Below are 17,894 nucleotides of genomic sequence, written 5' to 3'. Positions count from 1 at the left end.
TAACACTTTATGACAGCGCTTTCAATATATATGGAAGTTTTTCTCTTGAAATTCGTTACAGATTGATGGCAAAGAAAAAGAGCTGGGAAAATCTTCCCAGTCTCTAAAGAAGGGTTTATGCTTGAAGTTCCTTCTGGTAGGTTTGATAGAATTCCACCTTAATGGAGATGAAGGTTTCAAGATCCCGGAGGAGCTGCAGAAGGGTCGCTCGGGTTTCAAATTCTTGACGTGATCGAGGAAGAGGTCGCTCACGAAAGACTGCTAGATAGCGGTTGATTTCGTCAAGTAGGAATTGAGCTGGATTTTCCTGACTGAGCTGGCTGGCTGTTTTAGCAAAGAGTTGGGCCAAAATAAGACTCTCGCTCGCGGCTAATTGGCAGTTGTTAACGTTGTTGGCCATGTCCCACAGGATATTATTTTGGCGCTTGCGCATCTCAAAATAATGGATATGGTAGTTGGTCTGATGGAAGAGGTGGTTGGAATGGTCTAAATAGACTAGATCGAGAGCTTCTTTTAAGATGGTATCTAGCTCACGAATCAAGCTAGCATCGTTGCTCCCGTCTCCTTTTCCTAGAAACTCTGCAAAGCGATAGAGAATCTTCTTGAGTTGCTCCTCGACAATTTCATGATAGCGATCAATTTCTTCCTGTCGAGAAGGCATATAGAGATTGGCTAGGAGGGCAAAGCTGGTTCCGATTAGGAAAATAGCCACTTCATTTCCCAATAAAGAAAGGGAAGTGGATTTTTCTAGCAGGAGATGGGTAACCAGGACAGAGCTGGGCGTGATACCAATTTCCCAGCCTTGTAGGAAAGCAAGGGGAACATAGGTGGCCAGATAAAAACCAAGAGCCCATAGGTTAAAACCAAAGAGTTGAAAGGCTAAGCTTCCAAGGAGGAGAGCAAGAAGCATGGACATAAAGCGGTTATAGGCTAGTTTGGCGGTACTTCGACGGGTATCGCTAATGCTGAGGATGGCAATGATCCCCGCAGAGGTGGCATAGCTCAAGCCAAGAAACTCTGCAAGCAAGATGGCCAAACAGGTGGCGAGAACCATCTTGATGGTTCGGTGAATAAGTGGCATAATGCTGATTCTTTCCTTTTTCTAAACTAGTTTCATTATACCACAAGCAAAGTGGCCTACTTCAAATGTTTCACCAGATATGGCAATTGTGTTATACTAGTTTCATGGAAAAAAACGATATTGTTTATGGCGTTCATGCCGTTACAGAAGCACTAGTCGCAAATACAGGAAATAAATTGTATATCCAGGATGATTTGCGTGGAAAAAATGTAGAAAAAATCAAAGATCTAGCAGCGGAAAAAAAGGTCTCCATTTCTTGGACCCCTAAGAAGACCTTGCAAGAAATGACAGAAGGAGCTGTCCACCAAGGTTTTGTCTTACGGGTTTCAGAATTTGCCTATACGGACTTGACTGAGATCTTGACCCAGGTAGCTAATCAAGACAATCCCTTGCTCTTGATTTTGGATGGCTTGACTGATCCGCATAACTTGGGATCCATTCTGCGAACAGCCGATGCGACCCAAGTGGCTGGAGTCATCATTCCCAAACACCGTGCTGTTGGAGTGACCCCTGTTGTCGCCAAGACCTCAACTGGGGCAGTGGAGCATGTCCCTATTGCTCGAGTGACCAACCTTAGCCAAACCTTGGACAAGCTCAAAGAAGCAGGTTTTTGGATCTTTGGAACCGATATGAATGGAACGCCTTCTCACAAATGGAATACCAGTGGGAAGCTAGCCCTCATTATTGGCAACGAAGGCAAGGGCATTTCAGCCAATATAAAAAAGCAAGTGGATGAAATGATTACTATTCCTATGCAGGGGCATGTCCAAAGTCTGAATGCCAGTGTCGCAGCAGCGATCCTAATGTATGAGGTCTTTCGCAATAAATTATAATAGAAAAAATCAGAGGAAGGGGGCAATCCATGAAGGAAAAGATTTTGCTAGTGGATGGCTACAACATGATTGCCTTCTGGCAGGAGACCCGCCAGCTCTTTAAGAAGAGTGAGCTGGATGCTGCACGAACGATCCTCCTAGAGAAGCTAAGTCACTATGCTAGCTTTGAAGGCATTCGCGTGATTTGTGTCTTTGATGCCCAATACATGCCAGGGATTCGCCAGACCTATGAAGAATTTCAGGTCCAAGTGGTCTTCACAGCGGAGGAGGAGACCGCCGATGACTACATCGAACGCTTGGCAGCAGAGCTCAATACCCCCCTCCACCAAGTATCAGTCGCGACGAGTGACTTGAATGAGCAATGGACGGTCTTTGCTCAAGGAGCACTTCGTGTTTCAGCGCGGGAGTTAGAGAAGAGAGTTGCCGTTGTCAAAGCCGACTTGAACCAAGCGCGAGGAGTCGTTAACGATCAAAAACCACCGATACGGCCTTTTGACCAAGAGGGCCTACGTCAACTACAAAAAGAGATGGGAGCAAGTAAATGACCTTTAAAATTTTAACAGATTCAACTGCAGATTTAGATGAAACATGGGCAAAGGAGCATGATGTAGAGATCGTCGGTTTGTCAATCCAAATCGATGGAACCCATTATGAGACAGTAGGTCCAGACCAACTCACCAGCCCCCAATTATTAGCAGAGATGCAAAAGGGTGCTAAACCAACGACCAGTCAGGTCAATGTTGGACAGTTCCAAGAGATTTTCAAAGGCTACGCTCAAGGCAAGGAAGATCTCCTCTATATCTCCTTTTCTTCAGTCTTGTCAGGGACCTACCAGAGTGCGATCATGGCAAGAGACTTGGTCCTTGAAGACTACCCAGAAGCTGTGATCGAAATCATCGATCCAAAAGCTGCAGGGATTGGAGAGGGCTACTTGTCTATGCTAGCAGTTGAGGCGCGTGATGCAGGAAAGAGTTTGGATCAAGTTAAGGAAGAACTAATGGAAGTGGCTCCTAAGTTGCGGACCTATTTCTTAGTGGATGATCTCTACCATCTGATGCGCGGAGGACGTCTCTCTAAGAGTTCAGCTATCGTGGGAAGTTTGGTCAACATCAAACCCCTTCTTTGGATTGATGTAGAAGGCAAATTAGCCCCTATAGCCAAAGTTCGGGGACGTAAAAAAGCCATGCGGGAAATGCTTTCACTCATCCAGGAAGATATCGGCCATAGTACAGCTTTGGTTTCCTATACAGATGATCTTGATGGAGCAGAAGAGCTCAAGGCTCAATTGTTGGAGAATCCAGCCATTTCTCAAGTTTTGATTATGCCTTTAGGTCCAGTCATTGCAGCCCACGTCGGTCCTAATTCTCTCATCGGCTTTGTTATAGGAAAAGAAAATCGCAAATAATTTTTCAAATCGGTTGACTTTTATTTGAAAAATTTGATACAATAGTAGGCGGTATTGTTTACCCCATTTGTAAGGCCCCGGAACCTTTCAAATAACTCGCGGACCGGAACATCCGCCATGTAAACAAAAACGATATTCATAATAGGAGAAATCATGAACAAAACTACATTCATGGCTAAACCAGGCCAAGTAGAACGCAAATGGTACGTTGTTGACGCAACTGATGTACCTCTTGGACGCCTTTCAGCAGTTGTTGCTAGCGTGCTTCGCGGAAAAAACAAACCAACATTCACACCACACACTGATACAGGTGACTTCGTAATCGTTATCAATGCTGAAAAAGTTAAATTGACTGGTAAAAAAGCAACTGATAAGATCTACTACACTCACTCAAACCACCCAGGTGGATTGAAATCAATCTCTGCTGGTGAACTTCGTTCTAAAAATGCAGTTCGTTTGATTGAGAAATCAGTTAAAGGTATGCTTCCACACAATACTCTTGGCCGCGCTCAAGGTATGAAATTGAAAGTATTCGTTGGAGCTGAGCACACTCACGCTGCACAACAACCAGAAGTTCTTGATATTTCAGGACTTATCTAAGGAAAGGAACAATAAAGTATGTCACAAGCACAATATGCAGGTACTGGACGTCGTAAAAACGCTGTTGCACGCGTTCGCCTTGTTCCAGGAACTGGTAAAATCACTGTTAACAAAAAAGATGTTGAAGAGTATATCCCACACGCTGACCTTCGTCTTGTAATCAACCAACCATTCGCAGTTACTTCAACTGTAGGTTCATACGACGTTTTCGTTAACGTTGTAGGTGGTGGATACGCTGGTCAAGCAGGAGCTATCCGTCACGGTATCGCTCGTGCCCTTCTTCAAGTAGACCCAGACTTCCGCGATTCATTGAAACGCGCAGGACTTCTTACACGTGACTCACGTAAAGTTGAGCGTAAGAAACCAGGTCTTAAGAAAGCTCGTAAAGCATCACAATTCTCAAAACGTTAATCAACACGATTATATCAACGTTTACAGACATTCAAGAATTATTTCTTGGATGTCTTTTTTTGTTCAAAAAACTAAAGTTCACCCCAAAATTCACCCCATATTCACCCCATCAATTTTTTAAACTACGAAAAGCAATATCACCTACAGTCCGATTGACTTTATCTTTGATATTAACGTAAGTTTTTGTAATCTCTTTATCACTATGAGTAAGAGCTTCTGAGATGGCTTCAAGAGAAACACCTGCTTGTTTAGCAAGAGTAGCACCAGTATGTCTTAGTTTGTGTGGTGATGCTGGTGCTAATTCGGGATGTCTTCGTCTGACTGATTTCATCTTGATAAAACTTAAAATTTTTCTAATTATAACGAAGCATAGTCAAAAAGCTATGACCTCTATATTCACAAAAAAATCCAGACCAATACTAGTCCAGATTTCTTGTCTATTAAACATTCTTTTCAAAGAATGGAAGAACGGCTGTAACGGCTTTGTCAACGCAATTATTTAACTGTGAGAATCCGACGCACATAAATTTTAAATGGCGTCTCAGTCACATTTAAATTTATGAGACGCTTAGACGTTAGGCTTTCAATTTATCAAATTTTGATTTGATGTTTGCCTTGAACTCTTCAATTTTGGCCTTGCGCTCTGCTTTACGTTCAGCCTTCATTTGCGCACGCGCTTGGTTGTAGAGGTCTTCTTGGACTTGCAGAGCTGCTTCGATTTCGGCTACGACGGTTGCTACATCCCAACGCACGATTTGGGTGTCGTACTTGGTGAAGTAAGCATCGATGACTGCTTCGTTGTTTTCTTGCACCAAGGCGACAACGGCTGTTTCGCCGTCGATCAATTTTTGAGACACAACGTCAATCAAGCCAGCTTCTGCCGTATCAACGGTATCACCAGCAGCCAAACCATAGAGGCTGCCAATACCATAACCAAACAAGACGCCGATAGGACCACCCAAAAGCCCGATAACTGCACCGAGCAAGCCACCTTCTAGGGTTGCATCCGTCGTTGAATCTTCAAAGTCATAGCGTTCTTTTTCAACGATGTGACCGTTTTCATTTTTGACCAAGGCGATTTGAGCAACCTTGGTCGTCTGAGTTTGGCGGAAAGCCTTCAAATCCGCAAAGGACTGATAAGCTTCGCTTTCAGTGTTAAAGACTGAAACTACTAGGTTTTCCATAGTTAGTACCTCTTTTCTAAAAATTACATGTGCATTATAACACAGTTTCAATCACTTTTCAATCATTTTAGTGCGACATTTTAATTGCTATGTCGCGTTTATCAGCGTCAAAGAACAGTTTCAGCAGCGGTATATCTTTGCCATATCCCAGCCCAGACACTCTGGAGACTCTGAGTGACTATCAAGAAAGATGTCCATCAGATTCTTAAAGCCTCCCGTGCAAAAAGTAAATAAATAGTGTTTTTCCTGTATGCCTGTCACACGGCTAAAAGACCGCTTGACCAAATCTTCCAGAAAATTATAGCAGATATTATGTACCAGCTCTGTGTAGCGAGTCTGATGAGCGTGCCGAATCACAACGACACTTTTATAGAATCTGCCAACTGTTTCCTTATGGTCGATTCCTTGAAAGAAGTCGCTTTATTCGTCGGTCAAGACAATTAATTTGGCTGGTGCAACTGATTCGCCAAGCTATGAACAAGCAATTATTACCTTTTGAAAGCGAAAATGGCAATTATGAAGGTGAAGCTACTCAGGTCTTAGTTCTTCTATCCAATTACTATGCAGACAAATAACTATTTGATGAAAATACAGATGAATATGGAAATATCTTGATTTTAAAGGATTCATCCATCATTTCTAAATTATCGGCTATCCCAGATTTATTAAAAAGGGGATCTAGTAGGTAACAATAATATCGAATATATCAAAGTACGCAATATTAGGATTTCTTCAGAGGTTGAGTTAGAGTCAGATGTTGATGGGGATAAGTCGGATAATTTGCCAGTAGATATAAAAATACTAGAAAACAGGCTTGAAAAAGGCTCGTAAAGCTAGCCAGTTCTCTAAACGTTAATTCGTTGCTGGACAGCAGAATACAAACGAAAACACTTTGCATCTTGCAAGGTGTTTTTTTCTATGAGAACTGGCGGTGCGCAATTAGGATAGCTCTAGCGACTTTAGTCGCATAGAGATATGCTATGCACAGTTGCCTCAAGAAAACAATGCTTCTTGGTCCACCCTGTTAGACAAGCTTCAAAACCAAGGAATCCAACAGATTTCTCTTGTAGTTACAGATGGCTTTAAGGGGCTTGAGCAGATTATCAGTCAGGCTCACCCATTAGCTAAACAACAATGTTGCTTAATTCATATTAGTCGAAATCTAGCTAGTAAAGTGAAACGAGCAGATAGAGCGGTTATTCTGGGGCAATTTATAATGATTTATCGTGCTGAAAATTTAGAAATGGCAGGACAAGCTTTAGAGGACTTTCTCGCCGAATGGAAACCAAAGTATAGGAAAGTCATGGAAAGTCTGGAGAAGACGGATAATCTTTTAACTTTTTATCAGTTTCCCTACCAGATTTGGCACAGCATGTATTCGACAAACCTCATTGAGTCTCTTAACAAAGAAATCAAACATCAAACGAAAAAGAAGGTTCTTTTTCCTAATGAGGAGGCTCTGGAACGTTACTTAGTTACGTTGTTTGAAGATTATAATTTCAAGCAAAGTCAACGAATCCATAAAGGGTTTGGTCAATGTTCTGATACACTTGAAAGCTTATTTAATTAACACTCCGTAACTCTACTTAAGTGTTTACACATAATTATTTACAGTATCAAAAAATAAAGTATATTGTTTTCATCATAATATAATTAAATATCAGTATAGAGAATTTTATCTATATATCAGATATCAGCAATTGCTTTTGCTGTCATTTTTCGCTACAATAGTTACAAGGAGGAAATAAACATGTTAAAAGAAGTATTAAACGTCGCAAAAGTTGCGAAAAAATCATCTCTCTTCTTAGGAGGGGTAGCATTTGGGACGCTTGGCTTGAAAGTCTTAGCAAGTAAAGAAGCTAAGAAAGGCTATTCTAAGGCCTTGGCTAAAGCTTACAAATTGAAAGATGGACTGGATGCATCTGTTTCTGTTGTAAAACAACACGGTGATGATGTTTTACAAGACGCTAAATATTTATACGAACAGGAAAAGAAAGAAGAACAATTAGATAGCCTGACAGGTGAATAATATGTCTTTTAAAGTGCTACACAGAGGATATCAACATATCCGATTATCGTCCTCGTTTTCACTGACCTTGGATATTCAAGATTATCTTCGTTCCTTGGCTAAAGATGAAAAAGGGATCGACTCTATTCAGTTTTATATGGATCAGCAGCACTTTACTCTACGTATGAAAGAAGGCTTCTCTGTATTAGAAAATGCAGAGGCCTTTTTAAAAAAAATTGACAAGGGGAAAGTTTCGGACTTGATGACTCTTCCCATTCGTAGAGAAGAGAGTGCTTATTCAATTGTATCGGGTGCAGCGATTAAGCGTTTGCTGTTTCGAAGTTTTGTACCCTACCCTATTCGTTATATTTGGACTTGTTATCAGGCTTTGGGTTATGTCAAAGAAGCCTATCAAACTTTAGCGCGCAAGGAACTAACCATGGAGGTCTTGGACTGTTCGGCCATTTTGTTGTCCTTGTTTATGAACCAATCCAAGACAGCTAGCAACATCATGTTTATGCTTGATTTGGGTAATCATCTGGATCAGTGGTCTTTAAAAAAAACAGCAACAGATTTGGAACAAAGCCTTCTTGCTAAAGAAAGTGATGTTTTCTTAGTGCGGGGAGACATGGTCATCAGCATCAAGAGTTCTGATGTTCAAGTAGGTGATGTATTAGTTGTCTCCCAAGGTAATGAAATCTTGTTTGACGGCCAAGTGGTTTCAGGATTAGGCATGGTCAATGAGAGTTCCTTGACTGGAGAGAGCTTCCCTGTTGAAAAGAAAGAGGGAGATTCTGTATGTGCGAATACTGTTTTGGAAACAGGAGAGTTAAGAATTCGTGTGACTGATAATCAGATAAACAGTCGTATTTTGCAACTCATCAATCTGATGAAAAAATCTGAAGAGAGTAAGAAGACAAAACAACGTCATTTTATTAGGATGGCAGACAAGGTTGTAAAATATAACTTCTTAGGTGCTGGTTTGACTTATCTGTTAACAGGTTCGTTTTCAAAAGCCATTTCCTTTTTATTGGTGGATTTTTCATGTGCTCTAAAAATATCCACACCTGTAGCCTACCTTACGGCCATAAAGGAAGGTCTAAATCGAGAAATGGTTATTAAAGATGGTGATGTATTAGAAAAATATCTGGAAGTGGATACTTTCTTGTTTGATAAAACGGGTACCATCACGACGAGTTATCCTTTGGTTGAAAAGGTTCTTCCTTTCGGAGATTATACTGAGAAAGATATTTTAAGAATAAGTGCATGTTTGGAGGAACATATCTATCATCCTATTGCCAATGCAATTGTTAAACAAGCTGAAATTGAAGGCATTGAACACGAAGAAATGCATGGCAAGCTTCAGTATGTTGCAAGCAAAGGGATTAAATCGCAAATTGATGGTCAATCGGTTGTCATTGGAAATTATGTACTAATGCAAGACGAACAGGTAAGAATTAGTTCTGAGCAGCTGGCCTTGATTGAGCAATATAAGACTCATTACAATTTATTGTTTTTGGCTTATAAGAAAGAATTAATTGGGATGTTTTGTATCCACACTCCCTTGAGAAGCGAGGCGAAAGTTGCATTGAAAAAGCTAAAGCGCCAAGGGAAAAAACTGATTCTGGCAACTGGTGATACGTTGGCTAGAACAGAAGAGTTGGTTAAAGATCTGCCATTTGACAACGTTTATACTGATTTAAAACCAGATGGTAAGTTTCAGTTGGTTCAGGAATTACAGAAAGCTGGCCGAACTATTTTGATGGTTGGAGACGGGTTAAACGACTCTGCTGCCTTGACGCTTGCAGATATTGGGGTTGTGATGAATGAAAGTGCTGATATTTCTAAGCAGATGAGTGATATTTTATTATTAGATAATCGTTTAGATTTCTTCGAGGAATTGAATTCTTTATCTGAATCGTTGCAGAAATTAATTCAAAGAAATATTCAAGAAACAGTTGTAATAAATGGAAGTTTAATTGGATTTGGGTTGTTAAATTGGTTAAGCCCATCTAATCTTTCGATATTGCACAATCTGACTACTTTAAGAATCGTCCTTCGTAGTCTTTCTATTAAAAGTAGGTAAGAGACCGAGAAGCTGAGGTTATAAAAACTAAAAGGAGTTGTCTCATTTGAGAATAACGGTTCTTTGTCAACTGTAGTGGGTTGGTGGAAAATTATACCCTGGAGAGGACCAAATTGGTTCTCTCCTTTTAAATATTGAAAAAACCATTGGCAGTGGACATACTTTAAGACTATATATTTCTGAAACTAGTTTCACAATACAAATATTGACATGCAATTATTAATTGGTGGATTTTAAGTTGACATCTACAAAGGTTAATGTTAGAATACATTCAAAAATATATTTGAATGAGGTGTTTTATGATTCAAAATATTGTTACTTCAATAATCCTGTATTCTGGGACAGCCGTAGACTTACTTATTATCCTAATGTTATTTTTTGCCAAAAGAAAAAGTAGAAAGGACATCATTAATATCTATTTAGGGCAATTTCTAGGCTCTGTTAGTCTAATATTCCTAAGTTTGCTTTTTGCATTTGTCTTAAATTATATTCCTAGTAAAGAGATTTTAGGTTTACTCGGTTTGATTCCAATTTTCCTAGGCCTCAAAGTTTTGCTTTTAGGAGATTCTGATGGAGAAGCTATTGCAAAAGATGGTTTGCGAAAAGACAATAAAAACCTGATTTTTCTAGTCGCTATGATTACTTTTGCAAGTTGTGGCGCTGACAATATTGGTGTCTTTGTCCCATATTTTACCACCTTAAATTTAGCGAATATGATAGTGACTTTACTTACTTTTCTAGTCATGATTTATCTCTTGGTTTTTTCAGCCCAAAAATTAGCACAAGTCCCTTCTGTTGGAGAAACTTTGGAAAAATATAGCAGATGGTTTATTGCCGTTGTCTATTTAGGATTGGGGATGTATATCCTGATTGAAAACAACAGCTTTGACATGCTATGGGCTGTGTTAGGCTAGGAGAAAAAATTATGAAAAAAGATAGTATCTGTCAAGTGGATGTTATAAATCAACAAAATGTTACAACCGCAACGAACTACCTTGAAAAGGAAAAAGTCCAAAAATCACTTCGCATTTTATCAAAATTTACCGATAATAAACAGATAAATATCATCTTTTATCTCCTTGCCGTCGAAGAACTCTGTGTCTGCGATATAGCCTGTTTATTAAATCTCAGTATGGCATCTGCCTCCCACCATCTTCGTAAACTAGCCAATCAAAACATCTTGGACACTAGAAGAGAGGGGAAATTTATATATTATTTTATAAAGGATGAGGAAATCAGAGATTTTTTTAATCAACTAGGATAACAACTATTTTTACTACTTTTCCATGATTATAGGGAGATTATAATCGTTGTTGTTTCAACGGTAGCAAACTGGTTTTTACATAAAGTAATTGATAAACCCAATATAGATCAGAAAGAATTACTTGAAGCTACCGCACAATATAGAAAGTTATTGATACCTGACCTAATAATTAAAGGAGTGGGATTGATTCTATCCTTAATTGTCTATCCTCCGATTATGATGTATAGTGTTTTAATTGCGGCATTTTATATCATAACTTTAAAAACACTATCTGAAAAAAGAGTGAATAACTAAAAAATGGTGATCAAAGTTAGGTGTATTATTTTAATGCTTACAGACCTAAACTATTCCCCTATTTATAATCTATTGATTCATATTTTATGAAATTAATCAGTAGATATCGTTCTGAAAAGCCTTGATAATACGCTGTTTTTAGTCCAACTGAAACCCATACTTTCCAAACCAGGTCTTAAGAAAGCTCGTAAAGCTAGCCAGTTCTCTAAACGTTAATTCGTTACTGGAATACAGAATACAAACGAAAACACTTTGCATCTTGCAAGGTGTTTTTTGTATCAGAACTGGCGGTGCGCAATTAGGATAGCTCTAGCGACTTTAGTCGCGTAGAGATATGCTATGCACAGTTGCCCCAAGAAAACAAGCGTAGCGATGTTTGATTGGATGGCAACCACTGCACTCTAAACGTTCATTCAAAAGAATTACAATACATACAAAGAGCACCTTTCGGGGTGTTCTTTTTCTTATGCCCAAACTAAATCAAAGATAAACAAAAACCACCCCATCTCCCTCAGTCAAATAGGACTGCAGAAAATAGGGTGGTTTTAGCACGTTAACGATTAGTTTTCGTCTTTGTGAAGGATGTTTTTCACACCGTTGATAGCTCCTTCAACAGCTTCTTTTGCGTCTTCAGCAACTTCTTTTGCTTTTGAAGCAACTTTTTCAGCAACGCCTTCAGCTTCTGTTTTTGTGTCGCCGGTTATTTTACCGAGACCTTCCTTAACAGAACCTTTAACTTGGTTTAATTTATCTTCTAATGACATAGCGCCACCTCCGTTAAGTAAATAGTTTTTTAATCTGAGTTCAAGACAGTTCATTTAAAAAATTAAAACTATTTAGTTCAGATTAATATAAGTATATACCCTCTGAAATGGAAAGTCAAATATTCGCTACGGTATTCTGAAAGTTGGAGTGAGTCCTTATGATATCGTGAAAAAGAGGGATGAATAGGTCCTTGCCTTGTTCTTTAATTGAAGAAACAAAGGTTTTCAGCTATTTCAAAACAAAATCGTCCAGATGATTAAGGAATAATATAGTGTAGAATCGTCAGGCTAGAAAATCTAAACGGCTGTTTTTTCTTAGCAAAGAGGAGTAAAAAACAAAAGAAGATGACACTTTCTGTTCAAAAAGGGACAATTGAGGGCTGCCTTGCCTACAAGTTTTTCCATGTGTTATGCTTGTACATAATTGAATGGAAGAATGATATTGGAGATAAGTTGATATGAAATATGCCAAACATGGAGTCGCTTTACTGTTCCTGTTATATCTATTTGTTTTTGGGATTGATGGCCTTGGTATCTACCTAACTGGAGTTTTCAATGGTGATGTAAGTTTTCTTTATTTCATCTATTTGATTCTCTACTCTTTGCTTCTCATTGGCATTTTATTGTGGTTCAAAAGACAGAAGATAGTCATTCGTTCCAATATACAGAAATGGAAGTGGCACTATCTGGGGTATTTTGCTCTGGTGCTCTTGTGGTTCTTTGTTGAAAGATGGGTGCTACAAACTTTTCAAGATTTGCTTGTTCCTGTCGTTCATCAAACCAAATTGCCATCCTCCATTTATCTAAATGGCCCTGGTATTTCGGGTACTCTGTTTTTTGTCCTAGCCACTATTACATCTCCTATGATCGAAGAATTTATTTTTAGAGGCTATCTGATGAATGTCTTCTTTAAAGAAAGTAAGTTTCATTTAGATGTTTTGCTTTCGGGCTTACTCTTTGCGGCCTTTCATCTGATCCATCAATATCGGGATCCTGTGACTTTTACTTTATATTTCTGTTCGGGGCTCTTCTTCGCAGCTGTCTATAAGAAATATAAAGATATCCGGTTGCCGATTTTCTTACATGCCTTTAGCAACTTTCTCACTTTTTGGAAACCAATCTGGATTTTCATCTTCAATTATATCTACTGGCATTTTCTTGTTAAATAACCTTGTTTCTGTAGCTGGGCGTGAAATGGGAGTTAGAGGTTGGAGTTGTTTAATGAAACTAGGATCACTTTTTAAAAGTGATCTTATTTTCGTTTAGGGGTGGTATAATGAAAGTATACTCAAGGTGAGACAATTGATTTATTTATAGAAAAGAAGTTTTAAAATGAAAACGATGATAAAAACCTACCCTGTTATCAGTACGATAGCTCTAATCTGTTTGTTGCTAGGTCTATTGACTTCCTTTTACGGGGATGTTATGTATGACCTATTGGCTTTTCATTCAAAACCGGTGTATGGTTGGCAATATGTCAGTGGGACCCTGATGCATGGCAGTAAAGGAGCCCCTGTCTGGTTTTTATGGGTCCATTTGATTTTAAACGGACTCATGATCCTTCCCTTCGGTGGACTGCTAGAAAGAAAAAGAGGCTCCATACAAGTCCTGATCGTTTTTGTGACGGCTACAGTCCTCTCTTCCATCGTTTTTCACTTCTTAACACGCGGGCAGGACATTCAGGCAACAGGGATCTCTGCCGTCGGCTATGCCTTTGTGACCGGAGGGATTATGCTCCTGCCAAACGTGTGGAAAGAATTTTCGCGCACCGTAAAATGGCTTTATCTATTCTTGATTTTTCTATCTAGCCTCATGCTCTTACCAGTAATCACCGGATGGATCTCAACGCTATTGCATCTTTCAGGGATTGCGAGTTATCTATTGGTCTTTATCGGAAGTAAAAGCTTGAAGGGGAGAGGTAGCAATTAAGCCGACTATTGAGCTAGGTTTTCATCCTGTTTCCTTGACTCTTCCTCTACCAGGCCATATAATACTCTATATCAATGAAAAAATCACCTTTTGTCATTGTGCAAAGGGTGTTTTTATAACGGTAAATGGGAGACACAATGGGATACATTTCTACAATCAAAACAGCTGTTCAGCTCTTTCCTTTCCTGGCCTTTTTGCTGACCTTGCCCTACATGATTTTGAATTATCGAAAATATGGCTCGGTCAATAAATTGCGGGTGCTGATTTTCTATTCTTTTATGCTTTACTTGATGACGGTCTATCTCTTGGTAGTCTTGCCTCTGCCAGATCCGAGTAAGATCCATACTAGCTACTCGGAAATGGTCAATCTCCATCCCTTTGCTTTTGTGGTGGATTTTTTCAAGGAGAGCCCCTTTGATCTAGCGCAGACTGGTACTTGGCTTCAGGCTATCAAGCATCCAACTTTTTATGTACCAGCTTTTAATGTCCTAATGTTGATTCCTTTTGGGATGTATCTACGTTATTATTTCAAGTGTGGTTTTAAGAAAACGATTCTCCTAACAGCCCTCTTTAGTCTCTTTTTGGAGCTGACCCAGTTATCAGGTCTCTACTTTCTGTATCCGGGCCCTTACCGCCTAGCAGATGTCGATGATATTATTCAAAATACCACTGGTGGTGGAGTGGGCTACTTGCTTGGTTGGTTCCTGGTTTGGTTATTGCCAACACGAGATGAGATTGACGAGCATTCTTTCCGAGTAGGGACGAAAGTATCTGGTTTCCGGATGGGTCTTGCTTTCTTGATTGACTTTGTGATGCTATCCTTGCTTTATGCGGTAATCGAGCGTTTAGAGATGATTCCCTATGTAGCGGTTTTGGTGCTTTACTTTAGTTTGCTTCCCTTGTGGCGGGGCAAAACATTGGGAATGGCTTTGGTAAAATTCCGCTTGCGTTTTGACAAGCAAAAATGGCTTCGTACCATCTGGCGAGGAATCCTAGTGGTAGGCTATTTCTACTGGATTCCCCAAGGGTTGTTCTATTTGATCTCGCTTTTGAATCAGGATTTGACGGACAATTCCCTTTTGACTCTATCTGTGATTTTATTGCTTTTCTTTGTGCTCTTATTGTACCTGATCCTCAGCCTTGCCATCATCTTGCTCAGTCGTCGCTTTCCCTTTGACCGTCTAGCTGGAGCCGAGTATGAGAGTACAGTGCGCGTGAAGGAAGGTATCCTAAAAGATGAAACCGAATCGTCAAAATAGAGAGAGTGGGACAGAAATCGGTAATTCGTTAGAATTCGATTTCGTCGTCTCACCTCCGCACAGTTGAGTAGGGCTGTAAAAGCTGATGAAATTAGCGTAGTAGAGCCCACTCAACCACTGCGTCTTGCTCGACAATCCAAAAACAATAAAGAGGCTAGGACTTTTGTCCCAGCCTCTCTATTTTTTATACACGTAAAAATATCCTAACGTTCCCAGTTGAGAAGGGCGATTTTAAGGGGAATGTGCTACAATGGAAGCAAATAGATAGAATGGAGCAGTGAAATGAAAGCAATTATTACAGTCGTTGGAAAAGATCAAAAAGGAATCGTAGCGGGTGTCGCAACGAAAATAGCAGAATTGGGACTTAATATTGATGATATCTCTCAAACAGTATTGGATGAGTACTTCACCATGATGGCAGTCGTATCATCGGATGAGAAAAAAGATTTCACACAGCTTCGTTCAGAGTTGGAAGAATTCGGTCAGTCTCTGCATGTGAAAATCAATATTCAAAGCGCAGCGATTTTTGATGCCATGCACAATTTGTAAGATAGGGGTTGAGAATGATGGACATTAGACAGGTAACAGAAACCATTGCCATGATTGAGGAGCAGAACTTCGATGTTCGGACTATCACCATGGGGATCTCCCTTCTAGATTGTATCGATCCAGATATCGAAAAGGCAGCGGAAAAAGTCTACAATAAGATTGTGACAAAGGCCAAGGACTTGGTGGCTGTTGGGGATGAGATCGCGACGGAACTCGGTATTCCAATTGTGAACAAGCGGGTTTCGGTCACTCCAATTTCCATTATCGGAGCAGCAACCAATGCGACAGACTATGTACCCTTTGCCAAGGCGCTGGATCGTGCGGCGAAGGAAGTTGGGGTTAACTTTATCGGTGGCTTCTCAGCTCTTGTTCAAAAGGGTTACCAAAAAGGGGATGAAATCCTCATTAATTCCATTCCTCGTGCTCTTGCGGAGACAGATTTTGTCTGCTCTTCAGTCAATATTGGATCGACTAAGACAGGGATCAATATGACCGCTGTCCGAGACATGGGGCGCATCATTAAAGAAGCTTCCCAAGCAGATCCAATGGGGCCAGGTAAGCTCGTAGTCTTTGCCAATGCAGTAGAAGATAATCCTTTTATGGCGGGTGCCTTCCATGGTGTCGGTGAAGCGGATGTTGTCATTAACGTTGGGGTTTCAGGTCCTGGTGTCGTCCAACGGGCGATTGAAAAAGTTCCAGGTGCAAGCTTTGATGTATTGGCGGAAACAGTTAAGAAGACAGCCTTCAAGATTACCCGTGTCGGTCAATTAGTCGGTCAAATGGCTAGTGAACGTCTCGGTGTTGAGTTTGGGATTGTGGACTTGTCTCTCGCACCAACGCCAGCTGTTGGGGATTCGGTTGCCCGTGTCCTTGAGGCTATGGGGCTTGAAGTAGTAGGAACCCATGGAACTACTGCAGCGCTCGCTCTGCTCAATGACCAAGTGAAAAAAGGTGGCATCATGGCTTGTAATCAAGTCGGTGGTTTGTCAGGTGCCTTCATTCCGGTCTCAGAAGATGAGGGGATGATTGCGGCGGTTCAATCCGGTCATATCAACTTGGAAAAATTGGAAGCCATGACAGCTATCTGCTCAGTCGGTCTAGATATGATTGCCATCCCAGCTGATACTCCAGATACAACCATTGCGGCCATGATCGCCGATGAAGCAGCTATCGGGGTCATCAACCAAAAGACAACAGCCGTTCGGATCATTCCTTATGGCAAGGAAGGCGATATGTTAGAGCTTGGTGGACTTCTTGGGTCTGCTCCGGTAATGAAGGTCAACAAGGCTTCGTCAGCTGATTTCATTGCCCGTGGTGGTCAAATTCCAGCTCCGGTTCATAGCTTTAAAAACTAAGAGAAATCTAGTATAATAGTAGAAAATAGAAAAGTCTGTGATGATAAAACTCCAGACTTATTTCTTGCAAAAGGAGACAAGATGGCTAAAACAAGATTATTTGTGATTCGTCATGGGAGAACCATGTTTAATACCATTGACCGTGCTCAAGGTTGGTCCGATACACCCTTGACAGCAGAAGGAGAACGAGGGATTCAGGCTCTGGGAATCGGCTTGCGTGAGTCTGGTTTGGAGTTTACTCGAGCTTATTCCAGTGATTCAGGCCGTGCCATTCAGACCATGGGGATCATTCTCGATGAATTGGGCTTGAAAGACCAGATTCCTTATCGCTTTGACAAACGGATCCGCGAGTGGTGTTTTGGTAGCTTTGATGGGGCATACGTTGGGGAGCTCTTTCACGGTGTCGTGCCGCGCGTGCTAGATGTAGAGGATTATAAGACCTTGACCTTGGAAGACTTGGCCAATGGCATTTGCCAAGTGGACACAGCGAATTGGGCTGAACCTTGGGAAGTTTTGAAAAGCCGAATCCTAGAAGGTTTTGAAGCCATCGCCAAAGAAGTAGAAGAAAATGGTGGAGGCAATGCCTTGGTGGTCAGCCATAGTTGGACCATTCAGACCTTGGTCTGCTTGATCGAAGGAAAACCAAATCTCAATCTGCCTCTTTCAAACGGTAGTGTTACCCTTGTAGAATATGAAGATGGAAAATTGACGGTTAAGGGGGTTGGAGATAGCAGTTACCGTGAGGTAGGTGAAAGCTTGCAAGAATCCTAGTCCATCCTGAAAGGCTGACCCTTTGGTCATGGCCTTTTCTTTCTCTCAAAACTTGTAAGAGCTTTCCTACTTTCTTTTTGCAAAAAATGATATAATGAAAG

20 protein-coding genes and 3 pseudogenes are annotated in these 17,894 nt (G+C 40.5%); 19 read left to right on the top strand and 4 right to left on the bottom strand.

Features of this window, described 5'->3' with window-relative positions; translation table 11 throughout:
• Nucleotides 1-115: 115 nt before the first annotated feature.
• Nucleotides 116-1,081: an aromatic acid exporter family protein gene (locus EAI95_RS05910; protein ID WP_129822479.1), complete on the bottom strand. Its 966-nt coding sequence runs from the start codon at nt 1,079-1,081 to the stop codon at nt 116-118.
• A 104-nt stretch (nt 1,082-1,185) separates the two neighbouring features.
• Between EAI95_RS05910 and rlmB the strand changes: the two genes are divergently transcribed.
• From rlmB to rpsI, 5 genes are all read left to right on the top strand, one after another.
• Complete coding sequence (gene rlmB, locus EAI95_RS05905; protein WP_048688495.1) at nt 1,186-1,914, top strand: 23S rRNA (guanosine(2251)-2'-O)-methyltransferase RlmB; 729 nt, start codon at nt 1,186-1,188, stop codon at nt 1,912-1,914.
• 29 nt (nt 1,915-1,943) lie between these two features.
• Nucleotides 1,944-2,459 carry an NYN domain-containing protein gene (locus tag EAI95_RS05900; protein ID WP_129822478.1) on the top strand — a complete coding sequence of 172 codons (516 nt, stop codon included), beginning with the start codon at nt 1,944-1,946 and terminating at the stop codon, nt 2,457-2,459.
• Nucleotides 2,456-3,319: a DegV family protein gene (locus tag EAI95_RS05895; protein WP_129822477.1), complete on the top strand. Its 864-nt coding sequence runs from the start codon at nt 2,456-2,458 to the stop codon at nt 3,317-3,319. Before EAI95_RS05900 ends, EAI95_RS05895 begins: the two co-directional genes overlap by 4 nt.
• A 153-nt stretch (nt 3,320-3,472) precedes the next feature.
• Entirely contained in the window at nt 3,473-3,919 is a 447-nt protein-coding gene (gene rplM, locus EAI95_RS05890; RefSeq protein ID WP_002876943.1) for a 50S ribosomal protein L13, read from the top strand.
• A gap of 18 nt (nt 3,920-3,937) precedes the next feature.
• Nucleotides 3,938-4,330 carry a 30S ribosomal protein S9 gene (gene rpsI / locus EAI95_RS05885; RefSeq protein WP_000075969.1) on the top strand — a complete coding sequence of 131 codons (393 nt, stop codon included), beginning with the start codon at nt 3,938-3,940 and terminating at the stop codon, nt 4,328-4,330.
• Nucleotides 4,331-4,439: 109 nt separating this feature from the next.
• On the opposite strand, the gene EAI95_RS05875 is transcribed toward rpsI, so the two are convergent.
• Nucleotides 4,440-4,661, bottom strand: a complete 222-nt coding sequence (locus tag EAI95_RS05875; protein ID WP_037611047.1) for a tyrosine-type recombinase/integrase — start codon at nt 4,659-4,661, stop codon at nt 4,440-4,442.
• 244 nt (nt 4,662-4,905) lie between these two features.
• Nucleotides 4,906-5,514, bottom strand: coding sequence for a DUF1269 domain-containing protein (locus EAI95_RS05870; protein ID WP_037611045.1), 609 nt, complete (start codon nt 5,512-5,514; stop codon nt 4,906-4,908).
• A gap of 353 nt (nt 5,515-5,867) precedes the next feature.
• Between EAI95_RS05870 and EAI95_RS09970 the strand changes: the two are divergent.
• The 8 genes and pseudogenes from EAI95_RS09970 to EAI95_RS10110 all read left to right on the top strand — a co-directional run.
• Nucleotides 5,868-5,993 (top strand): annotated as a pseudogene (locus tag EAI95_RS09970) (IS982 family transposase); the annotation flags it as partial.
• 18 nt (nt 5,994-6,011) lie between these two features.
• Nucleotides 6,012-6,345 (top strand): annotated as a pseudogene (locus EAI95_RS10045) (diacylglycerol kinase family lipid kinase); the annotation flags it as partial.
• A 136-nt stretch (nt 6,346-6,481) separates the two neighbouring features.
• Nucleotides 6,482-7,084, top strand: a complete 603-nt coding sequence (locus EAI95_RS05860) for a transposase (protein ID WP_255260894.1) — start codon at nt 6,482-6,484, stop codon at nt 7,082-7,084.
• A gap of 180 nt (nt 7,085-7,264) precedes the next feature.
• Nucleotides 7,265-7,543 (top strand): DUF6110 family protein, encoded by a 279-nt coding sequence (locus EAI95_RS05855; protein WP_002893755.1) that lies wholly within the window; start codon nt 7,265-7,267, stop codon nt 7,541-7,543.
• 1 nt (nt 7,544) lies between these two features.
• Nucleotides 7,545-9,608 (top strand): heavy metal translocating P-type ATPase, encoded by a 2,064-nt coding sequence (locus EAI95_RS05850; protein WP_002893754.1) that lies wholly within the window; start codon nt 7,545-7,547, stop codon nt 9,606-9,608.
• A 299-nt stretch (nt 9,609-9,907) separates the two neighbouring features.
• Nucleotides 9,908-10,522 carry a CadD family cadmium resistance transporter gene (locus tag EAI95_RS05845; RefSeq protein ID WP_002902308.1) on the top strand — a complete coding sequence of 205 codons (615 nt, stop codon included), beginning with the start codon at nt 9,908-9,910 and terminating at the stop codon, nt 10,520-10,522.
• A gap of 11 nt (nt 10,523-10,533) precedes the next feature.
• Nucleotides 10,534-10,872, top strand: a complete 339-nt coding sequence (gene cadX / locus EAI95_RS05840; RefSeq protein WP_129822475.1) for a Cd(II)/Zn(II)-sensing metalloregulatory transcriptional regulator CadX — start codon at nt 10,534-10,536, stop codon at nt 10,870-10,872.
• Nucleotides 10,873-10,914: 42 nt separating this feature from the next.
• A pseudogene (locus tag EAI95_RS10110) lies at nt 10,915-11,166 on the top strand (hypothetical protein); the annotation flags it as partial.
• A gap of 560 nt (nt 11,167-11,726) precedes the next feature.
• On the opposite strand, the gene EAI95_RS05825 reads toward EAI95_RS10110, so the two are convergent.
• Complete coding sequence (locus tag EAI95_RS05825; protein WP_129822474.1) at nt 11,727-11,930, bottom strand: CsbD family protein; 204 nt, start codon at nt 11,928-11,930, stop codon at nt 11,727-11,729.
• Nucleotides 11,931-12,388: 458 nt separating this feature from the next.
• Between EAI95_RS05825 and EAI95_RS05820 the strand changes: the two genes are divergently transcribed.
• The 6 genes from EAI95_RS05820 (at nt 12,389) to EAI95_RS05790 (ending at nt 17,793) form a co-directional block, all read left to right on the top strand.
• A complete protein-coding gene (locus EAI95_RS05820) occupies nt 12,389-13,099 on the top strand; it encodes a type II CAAX endopeptidase family protein (RefSeq protein WP_129822473.1) in 711 nt (236 codons plus the stop codon).
• 163 nt (nt 13,100-13,262) lie between these two features.
• A complete protein-coding gene (locus EAI95_RS05815) occupies nt 13,263-13,859 on the top strand; it encodes a rhomboid family intramembrane serine protease (protein ID WP_129822472.1) in 597 nt (198 codons plus the stop codon).
• Between the two features lie 137 nt (nt 13,860-13,996).
• Nucleotides 13,997-15,118, top strand: a complete 1,122-nt coding sequence (locus tag EAI95_RS05810; RefSeq protein WP_129822471.1) for a VanZ family protein — start codon at nt 13,997-13,999, stop codon at nt 15,116-15,118.
• Between the two features lie 282 nt (nt 15,119-15,400).
• A complete protein-coding gene (locus tag EAI95_RS05800) occupies nt 15,401-15,667 on the top strand; it encodes an ACT domain-containing protein (RefSeq protein ID WP_129822470.1) in 267 nt (88 codons plus the stop codon).
• 17 nt (nt 15,668-15,684) lie between these two features.
• A complete protein-coding gene (locus tag EAI95_RS05795; protein ID WP_129822623.1) occupies nt 15,685-17,022 on the top strand; it encodes a PFL family protein in 1,338 nt (445 codons plus the stop codon).
• Between the two features lie 81 nt (nt 17,023-17,103).
• Entirely contained in the window at nt 17,104-17,793 is a 690-nt protein-coding gene (locus EAI95_RS05790; RefSeq protein WP_101770816.1) for a histidine phosphatase family protein, read from the top strand.
• The last annotated feature ends 101 nt before the right edge of the window (nt 17,794-17,894 follow it).

The sequence above is a fragment of the Streptococcus sp. bf_0095 genome (genome assembly GCF_004166885.1).
In the GTDB taxonomy this organism is placed as follows: Bacteria; Bacillota; Bacilli; order Lactobacillales; family Streptococcaceae; genus Streptococcus.
Note: the sequence above shows the minus strand (reverse complement) of the source record. Positions and strands in the feature narration are given on the sequence as shown.

Coding starts and splice junctions, on each gene's coding strand:
- EAI95_RS05895 (WP_129822477.1), top strand. CDS start 2,456: ATGACCTTTAAAATTTTAACAGATTCAACTGCAGATTTAGATGAAACA.
- rpsI (WP_000075969.1), top strand. CDS start 3,938: ATGTCACAAGCACAATATGCAGGTACTGGACGTCGTAAAAACGCTGTT.
- rplM (WP_002876943.1), top strand. CDS start 3,473: ATGAACAAAACTACATTCATGGCTAAACCAGGCCAAGTAGAACGCAAA.
- EAI95_RS05800 (WP_129822470.1), top strand. CDS start 15,401: ATGAAAGCAATTATTACAGTCGTTGGAAAAGATCAAAAAGGAATCGTA.
- EAI95_RS05810 (WP_129822471.1), top strand. CDS start 13,997: ATGGGATACATTTCTACAATCAAAACAGCTGTTCAGCTCTTTCCTTTC.
- EAI95_RS05820 (WP_129822473.1), top strand. CDS start 12,389: ATGAAATATGCCAAACATGGAGTCGCTTTACTGTTCCTGTTATATCTA.
- EAI95_RS05875 (WP_037611047.1), bottom strand. CDS start 4,661: ATGAAATCAGTCAGACGAAGACATCCCGAATTAGCACCAGCATCACCA.
- EAI95_RS05795 (WP_129822623.1), top strand. CDS start 15,685: ATGGACATTAGACAGGTAACAGAAACCATTGCCATGATTGAGGAGCAG.
- EAI95_RS05855 (WP_002893755.1), top strand. CDS start 7,265: ATGTTAAAAGAAGTATTAAACGTCGCAAAAGTTGCGAAAAAATCATCT.
- EAI95_RS05910 (WP_129822479.1), bottom strand. CDS start 1,081: ATGCCACTTATTCACCGAACCATCAAGATGGTTCTCGCCACCTGTTTG.
- EAI95_RS05825 (WP_129822474.1), bottom strand. CDS start 11,930: ATGTCATTAGAAGATAAATTAAACCAAGTTAAAGGTTCTGTTAAGGAA.
- EAI95_RS05815 (WP_129822472.1), top strand. CDS start 13,263: ATGAAAACGATGATAAAAACCTACCCTGTTATCAGTACGATAGCTCTA.
- EAI95_RS05900 (WP_129822478.1), top strand. CDS start 1,944: ATGAAGGAAAAGATTTTGCTAGTGGATGGCTACAACATGATTGCCTTC.
- EAI95_RS05870 (WP_037611045.1), bottom strand. CDS start 5,514: ATGGAAAACCTAGTAGTTTCAGTCTTTAACACTGAAAGCGAAGCTTAT.
- EAI95_RS05850 (WP_002893754.1), top strand. CDS start 7,545: ATGTCTTTTAAAGTGCTACACAGAGGATATCAACATATCCGATTATCG.
- rlmB (WP_048688495.1), top strand. CDS start 1,186: ATGGAAAAAAACGATATTGTTTATGGCGTTCATGCCGTTACAGAAGCA.
- EAI95_RS05790 (WP_101770816.1), top strand. CDS start 17,104: ATGGCTAAAACAAGATTATTTGTGATTCGTCATGGGAGAACCATGTTT.
- cadX (WP_129822475.1), top strand. CDS start 10,534: ATGAAAAAAGATAGTATCTGTCAAGTGGATGTTATAAATCAACAAAAT.
- EAI95_RS05845 (WP_002902308.1), top strand. CDS start 9,908: ATGATTCAAAATATTGTTACTTCAATAATCCTGTATTCTGGGACAGCC.